The organism is Natrialba sp. PRR66, from assembly GCF_034808065.1.
Taxonomy (GTDB): Archaea; Halobacteriota; Halobacteria; order Halobacteriales; family Natrialbaceae; genus Natrialba; species Natrialba aegyptia.
In genome coordinates this window covers 162,879-183,603 of the sequence record NZ_JAXHGN010000007.1, presented here as the reverse complement: position 1 = coordinate 183,603, position 20,725 = coordinate 162,879, and the positions used below count along the sequence as shown (strand labels likewise).

At 62.2% G+C, this 20,725-nt stretch carries 15 protein-coding genes; 3 read left to right on the top strand and 12 right to left on the bottom strand.

The window, feature by feature from the left end; translation table 11 throughout:
- Nucleotides 1-91 precede the first annotated feature (91 nt).
- Nucleotides 92-961: an SMP-30/gluconolactonase/LRE family protein gene (locus SM755_RS21600; RefSeq protein WP_323174500.1), complete on the top strand. Its 870-nt coding sequence runs from the start codon at nucleotides 92-94 to the stop codon at nucleotides 959-961.
- A gap of 77 nt (nucleotides 962-1,038) precedes the next feature.
- Here the strand turns inward: SM755_RS21600 and SM755_RS21595 are convergent, their stop codons facing one another.
- The 9 genes from SM755_RS21595 to SM755_RS21555 all read right to left on the bottom strand — a co-directional run bounded on the left by SM755_RS21595 (nucleotide 1,039) and on the right by SM755_RS21555 (nucleotide 13,045).
- Nucleotides 1,039-1,818, bottom strand: a complete 780-nt coding sequence (locus SM755_RS21595) for an SDR family NAD(P)-dependent oxidoreductase (RefSeq protein ID WP_369335274.1) — start codon at nucleotides 1,816-1,818, stop codon at nucleotides 1,039-1,041.
- 179 nt (nucleotides 1,819-1,997) lie between these two features.
- On the bottom strand, nucleotides 1,998-2,759 hold the full coding sequence (locus tag SM755_RS21590; RefSeq protein ID WP_323174499.1) for an IclR family transcriptional regulator: 762 nt from the start codon (nucleotides 2,757-2,759) through the stop codon (nucleotides 1,998-2,000).
- Nucleotides 2,760-3,600: 841 nt separating this feature from the next.
- Nucleotides 3,601-4,683: a D-xylose 1-dehydrogenase Gfo6 gene (gene gfo6 / locus SM755_RS21585; RefSeq protein WP_323174498.1), complete on the bottom strand. Its 1,083-nt coding sequence runs from the start codon at nucleotides 4,681-4,683 to the stop codon at nucleotides 3,601-3,603.
- A 63-nt stretch (nucleotides 4,684-4,746) separates the two neighbouring features.
- Nucleotides 4,747-5,247 carry a universal stress protein gene (locus SM755_RS21580; protein ID WP_323174497.1) on the bottom strand — a complete coding sequence of 167 codons (501 nt, stop codon included), beginning with the start codon at nucleotides 5,245-5,247 and terminating at the stop codon, nucleotides 4,747-4,749.
- A 75-nt stretch (nucleotides 5,248-5,322) separates the two neighbouring features.
- Nucleotides 5,323-6,741, bottom strand: a complete 1,419-nt coding sequence (locus tag SM755_RS21575) for a GntP family permease (RefSeq protein WP_323174496.1) — start codon at nucleotides 6,739-6,741, stop codon at nucleotides 5,323-5,325.
- A gap of 376 nt (nucleotides 6,742-7,117) precedes the next feature.
- Nucleotides 7,118-9,340 carry an ABC transporter ATP-binding protein gene (locus SM755_RS21570; RefSeq protein ID WP_323174495.1) on the bottom strand — a complete coding sequence of 741 codons (2,223 nt, stop codon included), beginning with the start codon at nucleotides 9,338-9,340 and terminating at the stop codon, nucleotides 7,118-7,120.
- Between the two features lies 1 nt (nucleotide 9,341).
- Nucleotides 9,342-10,358, bottom strand: coding sequence for an ABC transporter permease (locus SM755_RS21565; protein ID WP_323174494.1), 1,017 nt, complete (start codon nucleotides 10,356-10,358; stop codon nucleotides 9,342-9,344).
- A complete protein-coding gene (locus SM755_RS21560; protein ID WP_323174493.1) occupies nucleotides 10,348-11,346 on the bottom strand; it encodes an ABC transporter permease in 999 nt (332 codons plus the stop codon). The genes SM755_RS21565 and SM755_RS21560 overlap by 11 nt, the downstream gene beginning before the upstream one ends.
- A gap of 43 nt (nucleotides 11,347-11,389) precedes the next feature.
- Entirely contained in the window at nucleotides 11,390-13,045 is a 1,656-nt protein-coding gene (locus SM755_RS21555; RefSeq protein ID WP_369335277.1) for an ABC transporter substrate-binding protein, read from the bottom strand.
- A gap of 244 nt (nucleotides 13,046-13,289) precedes the next feature.
- Between SM755_RS21555 and SM755_RS21550 the strand changes: the two genes are divergently transcribed.
- Nucleotides 13,290-15,359, top strand: coding sequence for an alpha-glucuronidase family glycosyl hydrolase (locus tag SM755_RS21550; protein WP_323174491.1), 2,070 nt, complete (start codon nucleotides 13,290-13,292; stop codon nucleotides 15,357-15,359).
- Nucleotides 15,360-15,484: 125 nt separating this feature from the next.
- A complete protein-coding gene (locus SM755_RS21545) occupies nucleotides 15,485-15,718 on the top strand; it encodes a hypothetical protein (protein ID WP_323174490.1) in 234 nt (77 codons plus the stop codon).
- Between the two features lie 23 nt (nucleotides 15,719-15,741).
- On the opposite strand, the gene SM755_RS21540 is transcribed toward SM755_RS21545, so the two are convergent.
- The 3 genes from SM755_RS21540 to SM755_RS21530 all read right to left on the bottom strand — a co-directional run bounded on the left by SM755_RS21540 (nucleotide 15,742) and on the right by SM755_RS21530 (nucleotide 20,703).
- Nucleotides 15,742-16,656, bottom strand: coding sequence for a HEAT repeat domain-containing protein (locus SM755_RS21540; protein WP_323174489.1), 915 nt, complete (start codon nucleotides 16,654-16,656; stop codon nucleotides 15,742-15,744).
- Nucleotides 16,657-16,802: 146 nt separating this feature from the next.
- Entirely contained in the window at nucleotides 16,803-19,148 is a 2,346-nt protein-coding gene (locus SM755_RS21535) for a glycoside hydrolase family 3 N-terminal domain-containing protein (RefSeq protein WP_323174488.1), read from the bottom strand.
- Nucleotides 19,149-19,263: 115 nt separating this feature from the next.
- Nucleotides 19,264-20,703, bottom strand: a complete 1,440-nt coding sequence (locus tag SM755_RS21530; RefSeq protein ID WP_323174487.1) for an aldehyde dehydrogenase family protein — start codon at nucleotides 20,701-20,703, stop codon at nucleotides 19,264-19,266.
- Nucleotides 20,704-20,725 lie beyond the last annotated feature (22 nt).

Here is a 20,725-nt window from a genome sequence, read left to right as displayed (position 1 = left end):
ATCACTCGATAGAAGCGACCCCATAGAACGACCGTACACGTGAGGATCGTATTCACCATAGATTTAATGTACTATTGTTCAAACATAGCATATGGCACGACCAGAACGTATTGTCGATATCCACGCCCACACCGGCGAGGGTCCGATCTGGCACCCCGACGAGCGCCGGCTCTACTGGGTCGACATTCCGGCTGGACGGCTATATGGATACGAGCCAGCAGCCGACGACTACGAACTCGTCTACGAAACGGCCGGACGACCGCTCGGCGGGACCACGGTCGAAGCTGATGGTGCGTTGCTCCTGTTCACCGACGGAACCGTTCTCCGATTCGAGCCGACGACAACTGCCGTAACCACGGTCGCCGAACTCGAGACGGAGACGCGATTCAACGACGTTATCGCCGACCCCGAAGGGCGCGTCTTCTGCGGGACGATGCCTGGCGAGAACGAACTCGGAGAGCTCTACCGGCTCGATCCGGACGGCACAGCGGCCGTCGTCGTCGAAAACGTCGATATCGCTAACGGAATGGGATTCGCCCCCGACGGGGAGACTTTCTACTTCACCGAATCCAAAGCACACCGGATCTACGCGTTCGACTATGACAGAGCGACTGGCAAACTCTCGAACCGCCGCGTCCTCCTCGAGACACCGCCGGATGATGGAATGCCGGACGGCATGACCGTCGACGAAGACGGATACATCTGGTCTGCCCGGTGGAACGGCGGCCGTATCATCAAATATGCGCCGGACGGAGCCGCGGTCGATGAACTCGAACTTCCCGCGCGAAAGGTTTCCTCGGTCACTATTGGTGGCCCGTCGTACGACGAACTGTATCTCACGACTGCGCTCACCGACGGCAAGCGCGCGACCGAGGGCGATGGGGCAGGAGCGCTCTTTCGCGTTTCTGACATCGATACCGGTGGCGTTCCCGAGTTCCGCTCGCAGATCGCAAGCGAGTAATCAGAACCAGTAATGTGTGGCCGGAACCTGGAAGGGGCGGGATACCGATATGACTCGAGTTCGTCTCGGCGCGGTGTTCAGAGAGCGCTCGTCGCGAAGCCGCCGTCGACGGTCAGCACTTCGCCGGTCACGAACGAGGCAGCGTTGCTAGAGAGGTAAATCGCTGCGCCGATCAACTCCTCGCGCTCGCCGACGCGACTGAGCGGGGTTCGCTCGTCGATTCGGTTTCGCTTCTCGGTTCCTTCGGCGTAGGTGTCCGCGTTCTGCGGTGTGATGAAGAATCCGGGAGCAATCGCATTGGCGCGAACGTCGGGAGCGAGTTCTTTTGCGGAGGCGCGGGTGAACGCCTCGACGCCGCCCTTCGCGGCAGAGTAGGCCGGCAGATTCGCCATCGAGAGTCGCGCCGAAAGCGAGGAGATGTTGATGATGCTTCCGCCGCCGTCTTCGGCCATCGCAGGGGCGAACGTCTGTGTCACGCGCCGAACGCCGTCGAGCGCGACGTCGGTGACGAACTCCCAGTCGTCGTCGTCGACGCCGAGAACGGTCTCGCGGGAGATCGCGCCTTGCGATGCGACGACGATGTCGATGCCGCCGAACAGTTCTTCGGCGCGTTCACGGACGAGTTCAAGTGAGTCTCGGTCAGTGACGTCGCAGGTGATGCGGGCGGTTTCGGCACCACGATCTTCGAGGAGGGTCGCGGTTTCGTCGACTTTGTCCTGGCTTCGGCTGGTTGCAATGACATCGGCGCCGTCGGCGGCAAATCCGAGGGCAAGTGCCTGTCCAATGCCGCTGGTACCACCGACGACGACGGCACGCTTTCCCGAAACGGTAACCGGAGTGTGCGAATAGTCCTCCATACGAAAGGAACTCTCGTCGCGAATCATGAACGTTTTCATCGGCACGATCGCAGGGTCTCGCAAAACCTCGCGGAGGCGAGGGGTGGTCAGGGAGAGTGGGCTGGGGAGGGCGAAGGTGAGGGTGAGGGAGAGGAAGAAGATGGGAGGGTGAGGAAGAAGATGGAAAGAGAGAGACGGTGTCAGGAGTAATTGTACTCGAGTTCGATCACGTTTGCAGCGCCGAGTACCGCCTCTGGCAGGTCCTCGTAGAATCGGTCGTCGCCGACCCGGTGGACCGGACAGGCCACGCTGATGGCGGCGATGCTGCGGTCCGAATCGTCGGTGATCGGCGCGGCGATACAGCGGAGTCCGTTGAGGCGCTCTTCTCGGTCGACCGCGTATCGCTGGTCGCGGATCTCTTCGAGTTCAGCGTCGAACGTGTCGCGGTCGGTGATCGTTTGCGGGGTGAGTTCGGGGAGACCCTGGTCGGCGATGATTTCGTCGACCGTTTCGTCGGAACGGAACGCGAGGATCGCTTTGCCGAGGCCTGTACAGTGAAGGCGAACGCGTTTTCCTTCGTGGGTATCGAGTTCGACTGCGTTTTCGCCTTTCGACTGGTAGAGGTAGATACCCTTGCCGTTCTTTTCGACGAGGAGGTTGACGAGTTCTCCCGTTTCGTCGGCGAGTTCGTCGACTTGTGACTGGGCGGTGTCGTAGATCGGCGTCCGATTGCGGGCGTACGCGCCGAGGCCGAGAAACGAGAGGCCGATGTGGTATTCGTCGCCATCCTTGTCGACGTACTCGTAGTTCTCGAGCGTCGTCAGGTGGTTGTGAACGGCGCTCTTGCCGATGTCGACGCGGGCTGCGATCTCGGAGACGCCGGCTCCGTCGAGTTCTTGAATGATCTCGAGGATTTCGAACGTCCGCCCGACGGTTCGTACGGGGTATTTCGGGTCCGCCATATGCGTCACATGCTCGGCGATCACATATAAATTATTCTGATACACAAAACGGGGTTTCGAGGCACAGAATGAAAAAAGAGTGATACAGAACGATTAGCCGGGTGTGATCGGCAGGTCTTCGCCCGCTCGAGACGATCGGATCCCGGGTGTGGAGAGAACGCCGTCAAATCACCAACCTCCGTTCTCGAGTTCGACCGTGAACACGGTACTGTTCTTTCTCGATGGGGAGTAGTCTGTAGGGGTGAATAGTACTCAGTTATAGAGAACAGAGAGTGACATACAGAGAACTCTTGTGTGACAAGGTACTAACCGTGAGGAGACGAGAGAAACCGGATGTCGAGGGGTTTCATCCCCCATATCGACGGATTTCGAGCAAAGATAGAAATGTGCGTTCGAAGACAGGGAGTCTCGAAAGTACCACTGGCAGAGCCTTACGAGTGTACAACTGTAAACAGAGAACGGGCGTTTGGCCCGTTGTATCGCGCGGTTCGTTCACAAACGCGGCACCAGTCGGCCAGTTCCGTCCGGGAGGCCGCCAGTCAATGAGACGATCGATAATAGTCGAGTACTACAGAACAGAGTTCTGTATAAAAGAACGGTGTTCTGAAAGACAGTTGGTCAATGACGTGCAATCGGAACAACTGCAACGATGCACACCACTCACACCGTCGTCGTTCGATCGGGTGCGCAGTGACGCAGCGGCTACCGGAGACGGTCGACGGGCAGGAGGAGGAAAAGAATCGCGGGAGGACTGGATGCCATCGAATACGCTCCGACAGTCGGGTGAAACGGGCCGAAACGATGATCGTTCGCCGCTGGATGGGAGCAGACTACTTTGGTCTCACAGATCGAGAGTGACCACATCCTCGCGGTCGGCGGATTCGTGGATCGCTTCGATGATCCGCATATCTCCCAGCCCGTGACGTCCATCCGGGTAAATCTCGCGATCACCCAGGAGTCGGTCGGCGAAGTAATCGAACTCCTCTCTCATCTCCGCTTCGGCGTCGAACGTCTCGTGTTCGACCGAAACCGAGACGTCACCCCGCGAGAGGTCCATCGAACACTCCCCGTGGAACGCCGGTTGGAGGGTGATTTGGCCCTCCGTTCCCGTAATCTTGAGCTCCGTGTCCTCGTGAGCGTGCTGACTGGCCGTCGAGATCATCTGGATATCGTCTTCGAAGACGAACAGCGACGAGGCGCGTTCGTCCGGAACCGCGTCGAACGCCTCGTGTGCCGAGATCATATTCGAGCGGACCGACACGGGTTCGCGCTGGAGGAGGTACCGCGTCGTATTGATCGAGTAGATTCCCAGATCCATCACCGACGTTCCGTACCCGCTCAGATCGGGATCGAGTCGCCACTGATCCGGATCGGGAATCATCTCGAGCAGTGGCTGACTGTTGTGACCGTAGACGGACACCGGCTCGCCGATGAAGCCGTCTTCGATCAACTCCCGCGCTCGCTGGACGGCCGGCTCGGTGTGCATCCGATAGGCGACCATCAACGGCACGTCGGCTCGCTCGCAGGTCTCGACGAGTTCAGTGGCGCGTTCGACGGTGGCCTCCATCGGCTTTTCACAGAGCACCGCCTTGTCCAGACTGGCCGCGGTTGCAGCGTACTCCAGGTGGTAGGCGTTCGGCGTGCCGATGTAGACGGCATCATACCGGTCGGCTGCATCGCCGTCGTGGAACTCGTCGTAGCTGAGTCCGCGTGCAACGTCGTTCTCGGCGGCCAGACGGTCCGCCTTCTCGCTCGAACTGCTGACCAGGACGGTAACCTCGCCGAGGTCCGAGGATTCGATCGCCGGCAGCGCAACGTCGATGGTCCACCACCCGAGGCCGATCAGGGCGTATCGAACAGTCCCCGATTCTTCGTCGGTCGTTTGCCAGGTTCGCTCGTCGTAGGTATCGATCCACTCGCGCATACAGCGTGTTATCTCCGCAGTTGATAAAAAACGATCGATGACAGTGTGTCCCAATAACAGGGATTACGAGTGCTGTGCTGCTGTCTCGGTGTCCTCGTCGAGGGAGACGGTGACGAGGCCGTCGAAATTCAAAAGGACGCGCTGAATCCAGTCGCCGAAGATCGCCTTGCCGGTCGGCGAGCGCTTGCGGCCGGCGATAAAGATCGTATCGCAGTCGAACTCGTCGGCGGCGTTGAGCGTTCCCATGCCGTAGCCCTGCGAGAGAACGCGGACGGTTGCGGTGTAGTCGATCCCGGGGTCGTCCAGCGTTCGCTGGACGAACTGTTCGAGTTCAGTTTCGGCGGCATCGATGATCGCTGCTTCGTCGGTGGTGCTATCGGAGACGCCCTCAATCTCGCCGATCGAGTCGAGCTTGTGAATGCCCGGGCCGATCTCCTCGGGGGTTGCAAAGGCCAGGACGATCAGAGTCGTCTCCTCGTCGCCACCGCGGGCGGACTGGGCGGCTTCGCTGAGCAGCGCGGCGTGATTGGCAGTGTCTTCGACGACGACAAGTCCGGTTTCCATACAGCGCCTTACTGGATGGTGGATTAAATAAGCTGCCCCGAGAACGGGTGCTGGGTCGGGAAACGGAACCGATGGTTACGCGAACCCGAACGGGTCCGGGAGCAGCGTCGAGTAGACGAGGATCATGACGAGACTCGAAAACGAGAGCACCGTCGTGAGCGTCGTCCACGTTTTCAACGTCTCCGCCTTCGTCAGCCCGCCGATTTCTTTGACGATCCAGAAGCCGGAATCGTTGAACCACGAGCAGATGACGGCTCCGGAGCCGATCGCCATCACGAGATACGCCGGATGAACGCCCATCGAAGAGACCTGCGGTGCCATAATCCCCCCGGTCGTCAACATCGCAACCGTGACCGATCCCTGTGCGACGCGGATGATCGCGGCGATGAGCCAGGCGGTCACGAGGATTCCGATACCGAAGTTCTGCAGCGTCGATGCGACCACGTCGCCGATACCGGCTTCCGCGAGCATGGCACCGAACGCGCCGCCCGCGGCGGTGATCGCCGCGATGTTGCCGCCGTTTCGCAAGGCGTCGGTGAGTTCGTCCTCCCAGACCGACCGCGGGAAGTCATCCATGCGCAGGTAGGTGAGCGCGGCGATGACCGCAGCGAGGGTCAGCGAGAGATTGACGTTGCCCAGGTAGTCGGTGATCGGTTGCACGGTTTCTAACGCGGGGATCGAGTACGCCGTCGTGAGCGTGTTGACCGCGGTGCTGGCGGCGATGAATGCGACTGCGACGACGACCGGCAGCACCGACTCCGCGAACGACGGCAGGTTCGAATCCGACTTTGCCACCTGTTCTTCGAGGTCCTCGACGGTCGTTCCCATCGCGTCGCGAAGCGGGATATCGATGTACTGATTGATGAACCGGCCGAAAAGAATTCCGCTGATGAGCGCAGCCGGAATCGCAACCGCCAACCCGACAAGTATCGTTGGCCCGAGAATTGAACTCGTCTGGTCGGGGGTGATCTCCTGGGCGACCGCAAGCGGACCCGGGGTCGGCGGGACGAACGCGTGCATCGCGACGCCGCCGCCACCGACGACGACGATGTACAGCGTGTAGTTATCCCCAATGCGGGCGCGCATCGCACGGGCTAGCGGGGCCATAAGATAGAATACGTTGTCGAAAAACACCGGAATGGAAAGCAGCGAGCTGCTCACCCAGAGTGAAATGTCGGCGTTTCGATCGCTCACGAACGATTGGAAGGTTCGGACGATGCGGTTTGCCGCGCCGGAGTCGGTCATCGACTTCCCGATTACCGCTGCCATCAGGATCGGAATCCCAACACTGGCCATGTTGTCACCGAACGCCGTCGCGACAGAGTCGGGGATTTCACCGGCAGTGATCCCCGGAAAGAGCATCGCATTAACCGTTCCAACGAGCAGTGCCGAGAGCGTCAATCCAATGAACGTCGGGACGTCCCAGACGACCAGAAATAGGACGACGGCGACGATTCCAATACCGAAGGCTACCAGTGGTGCCGTTGCTACCATGTGCATTCGTCACAACCAAGGACGGACATAAAAAACCATGTGTTTATGATTATTCGCCTCACAAACATGATTGTTTCCCATAACGACTGAATAGCGGACGAATGTCCACCCGTTTTCGGTAAGCGAGAACGGCGTTTAGCAAACTCGGATTCCAGTTCACTAGCAATGAACGATCGGACGCCTCTCGTTCGAGACCGTAGGCCGGCGACGGAACGCCCGAGGATTGTGCCGACCCGAAGGAGAAAGAGAAGGAAACGGAAACGAAAACGGAACGGAGAGTCCGAACCGGGTTAGCTGCCAGCACCCTATAGACGGGTATCGACCCGTGTCGAGCCGCAGGCGCACGAAGCGATCATCCAGCAGACGAGTTCGCGTCTCAGTCCCCCGCGAACTCTTCTGGCTGCTCGACGGCTCCGTCCAGTGGATCGCTGTCCCAATACTCGTGATTCGGATCCTCCCGGAAGCACGCAGCTTTCCCGTCACCCTCATCGATCCGCCGGAGACTCGGACGCTGTTCACGGCACGCCTCGCGAGCGACGGGACATCTCGTGTGGAACCGACAGCCGGATGGTGGATCGATCGGATCGGGAACGTCGACCTCCCTGAGCGGCGGGTCGCCAGCACCCATCGAATCGAGTTCTAGATCCGGCGTCGCCCACCGGAGCACTTCGGTGTACGGGTGCCGAGGATCGTGGATGAGACGCTCGGCGGAGCCGATCTCGACGATCTCGCCGAGGTACATGACGGCGATACGGCCGTCGCCATGCTCAGCAAAATAGCGTGCGTTCGAGAGATCGTGGGAGACGAACAGAAACGAGGTTTCGAACTCCGACTGAAGTTCCAACATCAGATCCATGATCTCGATGCGCAACGAGACATCGACCGCACTGATGGCCTCGTCGGCGAGGATCGCATCCGGATTCATCAGTAGGGCGCGAGCGAGCGCGACGCGCTGTTTCTCCCCGCCCGATAGTTGGTGGGGGTACCGATCAAGGAACTCGTCCGCCGGCGCCATACCGATCCGTTCGAGCAGCGAATGCATCCGTCGCCGCCGCTCGTTCCGATCGATGTTTGGATGAGTGTGTCTGAGCGACTCCGAGAGAATATCGGCGATACGTCGGTTGGGATTGAGTGCGCTTCCCGGGTCCTGATGGATGATCTGCAGCGCCGACCGTATTTCGTCGTACGGAATCTCACCGTCGCCGTCTTTCGCCTCCCAGATATCCTGTCCGCGATACTCGATCGATCCGTCGGTCGGTCGCTGAAGCCCGATCAATGTCTTCCCCAGCGTCGTCTTGCCACAGCCGCTCTCGCCGAGAAGACAGACGAGATCCTGCTCATGAATATCGAGCGAAACGCCGTCGACCGCACGGACGACCGTCGGGTCTTTCGTGAACCGTTCGGTCAGTCCCTGTTCCTCGGTGAAATGGACCGCAACGTCGTCGAGCGAGAGTAGCGGCGTCTCGCTGGTCTGTTCGGCCCGCGTTTCGACTGCTGATACTGACGGCTCGACGGGGGAAGCCGACTCGAGTTCGTCGTTCGCCTCGTCGAAATTGAGCTGGATCTCCTCGCGGGCGGTCGCCGGATGGTGGCACGCGGATCGATGGCTGGTCCGGTCCCGATCGACCGCGGCTAGCGGCGGATCGGTCGTCCGGCACTCTTCGGTCGCGAGCGGACACCGCGGTTCGAACCGGCACCCGGACGGAACGCTCACCGGGGCCGGGCCTTCGCCCTCGATGGGTTGCATCTCCTCTAACGGCGCATCGACGTTCGGCGTCGCGTTCAACAACGCCCGGGTGTACGGGTGGGCGGCGTTGCCGATAATCTCGTCGCGCGGCCCGATCTCGGCGAACTGGAACGCGTAGATGATGGCCATCCGATCGGCGAGCGAGGCGACCAGCGGCAAGTCGTGGGTGATGAAGACGATCGTCAAATCGTACGTGCGCTGCAAGCGGTCGAGCAGCGTCAGGATCGATCGCTGCATCAGCAAATCGAGCGCGGCCGTCGGTTCGTCCATCACCAGCACCGCCGGATCGAGGACCATACTCAGCGCGATCAGGGCCCGCTGTTGCATCCCGCCCGAGAGTTCGTGCGGATACGAATCGAGCACCCGCTCGGGTTCGAGATAGAGGTTCTCGAGAAGTTCGCGAGCGAACTCGAGTCCCTCCGAGACGTGCTTGTCGTGGGCCTTGAGCGTCTCCTCGAAGTGGGCGCCGATCTTCATCGTCGGATTGAACGAACTCATCGCGCCCTGGAACACCATCGACACTTCCTCCCAGCGGAACTGTCTGCGTTCCTCCTCGGTCAACCCGAGGAGATCCACCGGCGGTCCGTCCGACGGATGGTATCGGATATCGCCGCTCAGGACGCCGGGATCGGGGATAGCGTCGAGCAATGCGGAGGCGAACATCGACTTCCCGCTGCCGCTCTCGCCGACGATGCCGAGGATCTCGTGTCGGTCGATGCTGACGGTGACGTCCTCGAGGACGCGCGTGTCGCCGTCGTCGTACGTGACGCTTGTGTCGGTGATCTCGAAGATCGGATCTTCGACGGTTCCTCGCGAGACGACGCGATCGCTGACTGAGCTATCGGTAGCCATGTTATATCATCTCCGTTGTCGACGTGTCGGTATCCTCCGTGACGGACTCGGATTCGCCGGTGAGCCGAGTCCGAACTCGCGGATTGAAGATGCGGTCCATGCCCTGACTCAGCAGGATGAGCCCGAAGGCGAGCCCGACGATGGCGATAATCGGAACGAGGAGCCAGTGGAGCGCCTGCATCGAGAACAGGCCGCCCTGATAGTACGCGTTGCTCAGCGTCACGCCCCAGTTCTGCCCCGAGTACGGCAGGACGCCGATGAAGTACAGCCCGACGGCCGCGAAGATCGTGTAGCGCGCGGCGAGCACGAAGTTGACCATCACGTACGGCATGATGTTCGGCAGCACGTCCTTGACGATGATACGGGGCGTACTCGTTCCCATCGTTCGGGACGCCTCGACGTAGCTCGCTTCCCGTATCGAGAGGACCTGCGACCGTATTGAGCGGCCCAGGCCCGCCCAGTAGTTGATCGTCAGGACGACGCCGAGAAGGATCGGGTTCTCGGGACTGAGTGCGATTGCAAGGACGATGACGAGCGGCAGTCCCGGGATCGCCATGAAGAAATCGGAGATCGCCGTGATGACGGTGTCGACCGTCCCGCCCTTGTACCCCGAGAGAGTGCCGACAGCGACTGCAAGTGTGGTCGCCCACACGCCGCCCGCGAGCACCATCAGCAGGATGAACGGCGTCGAGTCGATGATCAACGCGAGCAGATCGATCCCCGAATTGGTCGTCCCGAGCGGATACTGCATGTTCTCGAACGGCCCGAGGAAGCGCTCCGCCTGGTTCGGACTGGGATCGCGCCAGAGACCGAGCACGTCTACCAACGCCATGAAGAGGTACACGCTGATGATGAGGAGACCCAGACGAGTTCGGTCGTCCGACCACGCGACGACGGCGGGAACGCGGATCTTCTGCTCGTACAGTTCGCTCAGTTGGTCGCGACGACTCATTTCGACGTTCGAGGCCTCCGAACGCCAGTCGATCCCTTCGGCGGCCGAGTCCGGTTCAGTACTCATCGGAATCACCTGCTGAGATGCGCGGGTCGATGAGCCCGTAGGTCAGGTCGGCGATGTAGACGCCGACGACGAGCGTGACCGTGATGACGAGGAAACAGCCCATCATGAGCGGGTAATCGTTCGCGTTCACCGCCTGGATCATGTAGTATCCGAGGCCGGGATACGAGAAGATCTCTTCGAGCACGACGGTGCCCCCGAGGCGGAACCCGATGAGGAGAAGCAGTCCCGTGTACATCGGCAGGATGGCGTTTCTGGCGACGTATCGGGTGGCGATGCGATTATTGGAGAGTCCCCGCAGTCTGGCGACCTCGACGTACTCCTTGCCGAGCACCTGGATCCCGTTGCCGCGCATGTTGAGCGCCGTCGATCCGATGCCGCTGATAGTAAACGCGAGAATGGGTAAGGCGGCGTGGTGGAGGACACTCGAGAAATACGCGAGGCTGAGCGAGGCGTCGACGCCTCGGTCGACCGCGTTCCCGGTCGGAAATAGCTGGAGCTGGAACGCCAGGATAAACAGGAAGATCACCGCGAAGATGTAGTACGGAACCGACATCAGAAAGATCGACCCGCCGGACGTGAGCCGGTCGAATCGAGAGCCCTCCCAGTATGCCTGCAGCGCGCCGATCACCACGCCGACGACGAACATCAGTATCGTCGATGTCACAACCAAGAAGACGGTCCAGGGAAGCGAGCGAGCGAGAATGTCAATGACGGGTTCGTTGAGGGAGATCGACTGCCCGAGGTCCAACTGGGCGACGCCGACCATGTAATCCAGGTACTGTTGCCAAAGCGGTGCGTCCGGCCTGATGTTCTGCAACGCTTCGATGCGCGCGTCGACCTGTTCGGCGGGAACCCCCTGCTGGAGCAGTTCGAGCCGGAGCTGCGTGAACGGACCGCCGGGGAGCAGCCGGATCAGGCCGAAGGTGAGCGTCGCCACTGCGAGGATCGTCAGCGGGATTTGCGCTGTCCGTTTGAGGTAGTAGTTCATGGTTGGGTTTCCGTGTAACTGAGTGGTAGACGGTGAGTCACCGTTAGGTTCGGGGCTGTAACTCTCCCTCGTGGACCCACCAGAACTGCGGCCACTTGACCTGTCGGTTGGGGCTGTCCTCGGCGGCGACTGTCCACTCGTCGTCGGTCACCCAGGACTGCTCGTACTTGGACACCAATCCGAGGAACGGCAGTTCGATGTGGTTGTGCCACGCCGCCTGCTGGACGTACGGCCGCGCCTCCTCGTCACTGGATTGTCGCGCGATCTCCTCGGTCACCTCGAGCGGCGTGAGCGTCATCTCCCCGCCGTCCCTGTCGGGAATCGTCTGTTCGGAGTCCGCCTTCTCACGGTAGTTGTGTCCGCCGCCGATCTCCTCCTCCCACAGTTGGTAGTACAGCGGGAAGTACGGGAACGACGACCGCGAACCGCCGGGCAGCCAGTAGAGACTCCCCATCGCAAAGTTGCTGTTGGAGTACTGGCTGAACCAGTCGTTCGTCGGCTTCGTGCTGACCGAGAAATCGAACCCGAACTCGTTCAGTTGACTGACGACCGTCTGGGACATCGTCGTCCAGTCCGTCCAGCCCGCGGGCGAGTAGTACTCCCCGCCGATCGTGTTCCCGTCGGAATCTTCCCACGTCTCTCCCTCCTGGGTGTATCCGGCGTCCTCGAGCAACTGAGCCGCTTGGTCCGTTTGACTGGAACCGGCACCGTAGGTTTCGAAGTCATCGTACCACTCGTCCAGCCAGTACTCCTGATCGCGGGGCGCGATACCGCACGGAGTCGGCGTCACGAACTTCGAGCGCGGCCCCGCGTTCTCGACGATCGACTCGCGATTGATAACGTGTGCGACAGCCTGTCGGACCTCCCGCTGCCCGAAGTGGGGATCGTCGTGATTAAACACGATTCCGTACCCCCACTTGGCCGGAATTTGAATCTCGACGACGTGGTCCGGGAACTGATCGACGATTTCCGGCGGCGCGAACAGACTCAGCGCCGCATCGGCTTCCGTCCCCGACATCAACGCCTGATGCTGCGCGGTATTTCCGCCGTAGCTATCGATCAGGAACGTGTCGATATCGACGTTGTCTGCGTTGTAGAACTCGGGGTTCGATTCGAACTCGAACGCCTGGCGGTCCTTGCTCACGAACGAGAACATCCCGCTGGCGACGGGGTCCTCCCACTCCCACCGGAGGAACTCCGACTCGTCCGCGTCCAACCACTGTTCGTGAACGTCCGCTTTCGTATCGACGAGGAAGTTCGTGAGTTCGAACCGGACGATCTGCGGGTTCGTCGGCCCGGAGAGCATGAGGCGGGCGGTTTTGTCGTCGACGATCTCGTAGTCGTCGAGATACCCCCAGAGCGAACTCCCGCTTTTCTCCGCCAGTTGCAATTGCACGTCGAGGTCCTCGGTCGTCCACTCGTCGCCGTCGTCCCACGCCAGGTCGTCGCGGAAGGTGAGCGTCACTTCCTCGCCGTCGATTTCCAGGTCGTCAAGCGCCCCGAGCAAGAACTCGTTCTCGGTGAACGAATACTTCATAAACGGGGCGAACACCGCCCGCCCCGCGGGCCACCTGTAATTCTGGATCGCCGACGTGTTGAAATGGAGGTCGGCCGGATTGCCGGTGTACGCATTGACGAACGTGCCGCTATCCGACCCACTGCCACCAACGCAACCGGCGAGCGCGGCCGCACCCGACACCCCAGCTATCGTTAACATATCCCGGCGACTGATTACATCGCTGTAATCGTCCGGGATGCTATCAGATCCCATGTATTGGTATGACACCACATAGTCGGTAATAAATATTATGATTATTATTTCCCCTATGCAGCGATGGAGTGGTGGACGGATGAACCGTGACGTGCAATCGGCGCTCGAACCGACTGTGGCGGCGACCAGTACCATTTTTACCGATCGCCAATGACTGCACTACCGTATCTCGATGACCTCGTACGACGATTGCTGGCTCCGGTACGACCGCATCACGGCGGACGACGTACGCGCCTCGTACCGCCGGCGGTGTAGACACGCGTACGTCTCGGAAAAATCGCCGGAGTGCAGCGCTATTCGAGACGAACTCCGGCGGGCGCTTCCCGAACTACTGGGGACACCACCCCACTTCTGGCAACACCCGCCGACGACTGTCGACGGATTCCTCGCCATCGGTACCCCGGACGATATGGCGATGATCGCCGAGTCGGTCTCGGTCGACGAAGTCGCCGAACTCGACGACGGCGGCTTTCTCATCCGGGCGGTCACCTGGAACGGAGCGGACTGTCTCGTCGTGACCGCACCCACCGATCGGGGACTGGTGTACGGCACCTTCCACCTCCTTCGCCTCCTCCAACTCCGCGAACCGATCGATGAACTCGAGATCCGCGAGGAGCCGATGTACGCAAATCGATTGCTCAACCAGTGGGATACGCCCTTCCGCCGGTCGGTCGAGCGCGGCTACGGTGGCGAATCGATCTTCGACTGGGAACGGTTGCCCGATCTCCGGCCGCGGTACGAGGATTATGCGCGGCTATTGGCGTCCGTCGGGATCAACGGGATCGTTCTCAACAACGTCAACACCACGAAACCGCCGCGAAAGAGCGCAAACGACGCCGTCGACGCGTTCGAGGGCTGGCAATTGCTCGAATCGCGACGGCTCGAGGATTTCACCGGACTCGCGTCGCTGTTTCGCCGATACGGGATCCGACCGTACCTGTCGGTCAACTTCGCAGCACCGATGCTCGTCGGCGATCTCGATACCGCCGACCCGCTCGATAACGACGTTCGAGAGTGGTGGGCAGCGAAAGCCGACGAGATCTACGGCCTCGTACCGGATCTCGGCGGATTCCTGATCAAGGCGGACTCGGAGGGACAACCCGGACCCTACGACTACGACCGGAATCACGTGGACGGCGCGAACGCGATCGCACGGGCGCTCGAACCCCACGGCGGGCGCGTCTGGTGGCGAGCCTTCGTCTACGGCTCACACGAAGATCGGGCGGTACAGGCCTACGACACGTTCGAACCCCTGGACGGCGAGTTCAGCGACAACGTCACCATACAGATCAAGAACGGCCCGATCGACTTCCAGCCCCGCGAGCCGGCGTCGACGCTCTTCGGTGCGATGCCGGAGACGGACCTCGGATTGGAGGTGCAACTCACCCAGGAGTACACCGGGCAGGGCGTCCACGCGACCTATCACCTCCCGCTGTGGAAGGAAGTCTTCGAGTTCGAGACGCGCGCCGACGGCGAGGCGACGCCGGTAAAGTCGCTCCTGCGAGGAGCGGGACAGGGCGTCGCCGGTGTCGCCAACATCGGCGAAGACGATACCTGGACGGGCCACTACCTGTCCCAGGCGAACCTCTACGCGTTCGGGCGTATGGCCTGGAATCCCGATCTGTCGGTCGAAACGATCACCGAGGAGTGGGTCCGACAGACGTTCGGCGCTGACGAGGTCGTCGTCGAGACGATCACCGAACTCCTCCGCGACTCGTGGGAAGCGTGCATCGACTACGAAACCGGCGGCCTCGGACTCGTGCACATGATGCACAACGGCGAGGAGTTTCTCGAGAACCACTACTACCCGTCACCCGAGGAATGGCCCGGCTATCACGGCGCGAGCGAGGACGGAATCGGCGTCGACCGGACCGGCCGCGGCAGCGGCTACAGCGCGCAGTATCCGGCCCCGATCGCCGAGCGGTACGAGTCCGTCGAAACGTGCCCCGACGAACTCCTCCTGTTCTTCCATCACCTCCCCTGGGACTACGAACTCGACGACGGGACGACCATCGTCCAGCGACTCTACGACAATTGCTTCGATGGCGTCGAGGAAGTCGAGCGCCTTCGAGACCGGTGGCACACGCTCGAAGGAAGGATAGACGAGCGGCGATACCGCCACGTCGCCGAGCGGTTCGACGAACAGGTTGCACAGGCCGAGCGGTGGCGGGACGTTCTCACGTCGTACTTCCGCGAGTACTCCGGCATCCCGGATGAGCGAGGTCGCGTTCGCCGTGACTAGTCCCAGTCGGCGACGTACTCCGTTGCTGACCGCCGAACCGCGACTGCAGAGTCCGTCGAAAGAGTAGTGGCGCGGCGATCGGAACCATCGGTAGATTTTTACTGCGTGTTGTGAATTCACACACCATGTCGAAAACGTCGACGCTGCTCGATCTCGTCGCTGCGCAGCGCGCGCAGATGCGGGTCATTATCGCCTTGTTGATCGCGTCAGGTCTCCTCCTCGCGCTCTCGATTCCGTTCGTCGAGCCGGGTGACAGGGCGTTTCCGATCCTCGTCATCGATGTTGTTCTCGTGGTCGGGGCGCTTGGCTTCTTTAGCGCAACGTACTGGTACTGCACGAAACGTGCGATGGACGACTGACCCCAATGTCGGCGGTTCGTAAATCACGACGCGTCCGCGATGTAATTCGCAGTCTCGGCCGCGAGTTCGCGAACGTCCGCATCGGGGTCGTCCGCGGCCGCCGTTCGAAGGTGCGAGACGGTGGCGGCGTCCCCGAGATGTCCGACCGCCCGAACGGTACGTGCACGAACGACGGCGCTATCGCGGTCGAGACAATCGACCAGGCGGTCGGTCGCGGGGGCGACGGCAGTCGGATTCGCCGCCGCGAGTTCGGCTAGCGCGTCGACGGCACCGCCGGCGATGGTCGGGTCCTCGTCGTCCAGCAGCGTGATGAGATCGGGGACGGCATCGACAATCGACTGGGGCTTCGCCTCGGCGATGGCGACCACGACGTTCCCAAGCGTGCGCCGGGCGCTGATTCGTCGTTTTCGTTCCTCCTCCTCGTGATCTCGGAGCGTCCGCCGGGTCACCGCATCGGCGACCACGTCGCCGAAATCCTGCGGTTCCGTATCGAGTTCAGTAGCTCGAACGGCGTCGATCACCGCCGGGACATGCGGTGCGACGAGAGCGGGACGGGAAACGGCGAGTTTTCCGAGGACGGTCGCGCCGGTCAGTTGCACGTCCACGATCTCGCTGTCGACGGCACCGACGAGAGCCGCCGTGTGTCCCTCGAGCGTCGCCGGATCGCTCTCGGCGACGGTGTCGAGGACGGAAATCGCACGCAGCGCAACCGGGGCGTTGTCGTCGGCAACGGCCGACGCGACCGCATCAAGGAGCGGTCGGACAGCGTCGACGTTCGTTTCGACTCGGGCCTCACAGGCCGCGATACCCCGCTGCCGATCCAGCGGCTCCGACGACGAGAGGGCGGCACGAATCTCCGCGTCGTCGATTTCGCCAAGCGATACCGATTTCGAGTCGAGGGAAAGACCGTCGGGAGGCTCCGATGAATCCGTCGGCATGGCTGAGTGATACGTACCGAGAAGTAAATATGTGTGGTATTATTTACCGCGTTTGTCGTACGCACTCACGGGGCGTGGGCGACCGTCGTCGAAGACGGTCGCCCGATGCTCTCGAGCGATGCCGAGCAACACTGTGACCGGAGCGTTCACTCGGCTCCGCCCGTCACGTTCGTCTCGGTGAAATACGTTCGGCCGGTCCGCGAGACGTCCTTCGTTCCGGTTACCTCGAACGGTTCGGTCGCGACCACGTCGGCGGCCGAGTGGCCGACGCGGAACTCATAGGGGCCCTCCTCGACGACGAGGTCGAGATTTCGGTCGCGGTAGGCGAGTTGCGAGGCGTCGACCGCGAAGCTAACGCGTTTCGTCTCGCCCGGATCGAGGGAAACGCGTTCGAATCCGACGAGTTCCTGAACCGGGCGGGCCAGATCGGGGTTCTCGGCGCTCGCATACAGCTGGACAACGTCGTCTCCCGCGGTGTCGCCGGCGTTTTCGACGGTCACGTCAGCGACGATCGTGCCAGCCGGGGGGAGGGAGTCCGTCGACAGCGAGAGGTCACCATAGGTGAACTCGGTGTAGGAAAGCCCGTGGCCGAAGGGATAGAGCGGGTCGCTCTCCGTGTAGACGTACTCCTCGGTCGCGGTGTTCGGTTTTCGGTTGTAGTGGACGGGCAGTTGCCCGACGGTACGCGGAACGGAGACGGGAAGGTGGCCGGCGGGATTGTGCTCGCCGAACAGGACGGCGGCGATCCCCTCGCCGCCGCGTTCGCCGGGCAGCCACGCCTGCACGACCGCCGGAACGGTCGCCGCGATCCGCTCCATCGCGTGAGGGCGGCCGCTGACGACGACGACCGCGACCGGCGTCCCGGTCTCGTGAACTCGGTCGACGAGTTCGCGCTGCACGCCGGGCAGTCCCAGGTCGACCACGTCACACCCCTCGCCGCTTGTAGCGACACTCGGCTTGTTGATCCGGTCTCTGTCCGAGTCCGAGAAATCGACGGCGGATCGCGCGCCGACGAACGCGAGGGCAACGTCGGCGTCCGCGGCGGCGTTTGCGGCCGCGTCGAACCCCTCCGTGTCGGGTCCGGTCGTCGTACAGCCTCGCTCGTGGCGCACCTCGAATCCGTACTCCTCCCCCCGCGCACGGACGGCATCGAGCGGCGTCGTCGCGTCGAACTCGATCTCCTCTTCGGGGTAGTGGGCGGGATAGGCGTAATCGCCGAGCAGTTCCTGAGCATCGTCGGCTTTCGGACCGACGACCGCGACGGAGTCCGTTTCCTCGCCGACGAGCGGGAGCAGGTCGCCGTCGTTTTGCAGGAGGGTTATCGATTCGCGGGCGGCGCGCTCGGTGAGTGCTCTCGCCTCGTCGGTACTGAACGGTTCCGTCGCCGCGTCGGCGTCCACCGTCGGATCGTCGAGCAACCCCTTCCGAGCCTTCGCGCGGAGGACGCGACGAACGGCTTCGTCGATCGTCTCCTCGGCGAGTTCACCGGCGTCGACGGCGTCGACGAGGTGGTCGCCGTAGCAGTCCGTGGCGGGGAGTTCGACATCGATGCCGGCTTCGACGGCCGCGATGCCTGCTTCCCGTTCGTCTGCGGCGACACCGTGTTCGCTGCGGAGGTATTCGACGCTGTAGTAGTCCGAGACGACCGTTCCGTCGAACCCCCACTCGCCCCGGAGGACGTCGGTCAGCAGCCACTCGTCGCTGGCACACGGGATTCCGTCGATATCGTGATAGGCGTTCATGACCGACTCGGCGTTCGCCGTGCGGACGGCCGCTTCGAAGGGGAACATGTGCGTTTCGCGGAGTTCGCGCCGCCCGAGAGAGACCGAACTCCGATTCTTTCCGCCCGTTCCGGCCGCGTGGCCGGCGAAGTGCTTGAGCGTCGCGGCGACGCCGTCGCCGTCACCCTGGAGCCCGTCGACGTACCCGCACGCCATCGCCGCGACCAGATAGGGGTCTTCGCCGAAGGTCTCCTCGACGCGTCCCCACCGGAGATCGCGGGCGACGTCAAGGACGGGAGACAGCGCGTGTGCGGTCCCGATGGCTTCCAACTGAGCGCGGATCGTCTCGGTGACCGTTTCGAGGAGGGCGGGCGACCACGTGCTCGCCATCCCGATCATTTGGGGAAACGTCGTCCCCTCAGGACCCATGTATCCGCTTAGACACTCCTCGTGGGGAATCGCCGGAATACCGAGGCGCGTCTCCTCCCGGAGGTACGTCTGCAGTTCGTTCGTCCGTTCGGCCGCCTCGGACGGGGGTAAACTCCCCTCCCCGCCGATTCGGGTCAGATGGCCGATACCGTTCGAGAGGTGGTCGCTGACGGCTTCCTCGTCGAGTTCACCGGACTCGTTCAGAAGTTTGTCGGCGTTGACGGACCCGAGTTGGGCCGCCTTCTCGGCGAGTGTCAGTTCCTGGATGAGAGAGTTGACGCGTGACTCGATGCGCTGTTCGGCCGGCGCTTTGCTGACGCCGCTGTCTGAACTCGGCTGCATTATCCATCCCTCACCGCCGAGACGCTTAATAATTCGGACCGGTACGTGATCGAGTCTCGTCGAATCGCGGTCAAAAATAGCGTCAATCGAACCGACTCGAGCGGCGGGAAGACAGTCAGTAGTTGTCGTAGACCGTCTTGCTGATCGTGTAGAAGTCGAGTCCGGCGTCGCCCTGTTCGCGGTAGGTTTCGCTCGAGGAATCTTTCATCCCGCCGAAGGGAACGTGCAGTTCGAGGCCGGTCGTCTTTTCGTTGATCTTCACGACGCCGGCTTCGATCTCGTCGACAAAGCGGTTCGCCTCGGTGTGGTCATCGGTGACGACACTGGCCGAGAGCCCGTAGTCGACATCGTTTGCGACGTAGAGCGCTTCGTCGAAGTCGCTTACGGGGATCACCGCGAGCACCGGTCCGAAGACCTCCTCCTGAGCGATTCGCATCTCGGTGTCGACATCGGAGAAGACCGCTGGTTCGACGTAGTAGCCTTCGCGATCGAGTTCCGAGCCGCCGTACTCGAGGGTCGCGCCCTCGTCCTGGGCGATCTCGATGTATTCGAGCGTGCTCTCGAGTTCGGATTCGCTGACGTGCGGGCCCATCCCGGGATCGTCGAGGCCGTGGCCGTGGTCGATCGCCCCGGCGCGGTCGACAACGGCGTCGACGAACTCGTCGTAGACGTCCTCGTGGACGATCGCGCGGGAGGCGGCGGTACACGCCTGGCCGGTGACGCCGAACGCACCGTCGGCGACGATGTCGGCCGCCTGTTCGACGTCCGCGCTGTCGCTGACGATCGTCGGGTTCTTGCCGCCCATCTCGAGTTGGACGCGTTTGCCGTCCTCGGTTGCGGTGTCGTAGACGGTGTTGCCGACTGCGGTACTCCCGGTGAAGGAGACGGCGTCGACGGCCTCGTGGCCCGCGATCGTACTGCCGACCTCGCTGCCGGGGCCGGTGACGACGTTGAGGACGCCGTCCGGAAGGCCGGCCTCGTCGAGCGCCTCGGCCATCTCGTGGACGACGCCCGGCGCGAGCGTCGCGGGCTTGATGACGACGGTGTTGCCCGCAGCGAGTGCGGGCGCGATCTTCCAGGCCGGAATCGCGATGGGGTAGTTCCACGGCGTGATCAGCCCGGCGACGCCGAGCGGCTCGACCGTCGTGTAGAGATTGGTATCGCGGGCGCTCGAACTCTTGACCGTGCCGCCGAGATCGCTGGCCTTCGAGCCGAAGTAGTGGAAGATGTCGATGGCCCGCTGTACCTCGCCGCCGGCCTCACTACGGGTCTTGCCTTCCTCGCGGACGAGCAGTTCGGTCAGCTCGTCCTTTCGCTGATCGAGGAGCGACCCGGCCGCGGTGAGGATCCGTCCGCGTTCCGGACCCGGCGTCTCGGCCCACTCGTCGCTGGCCTCGTTTGCCGCCTCGATCGCCCGTTCTGTATCCTCGGCGTCGGACTGGGGATAGGTCGCGATGACCTCGTCCGGATTCGCCGGATCGGTCGTCTCGAAGGTCTCACCGGTGTTCGATGCAGTCCACTCGCCGCTCACGTAGTTCAACTGCTGGTCAGGCATACACTCTCTCGGACGTTCCGTT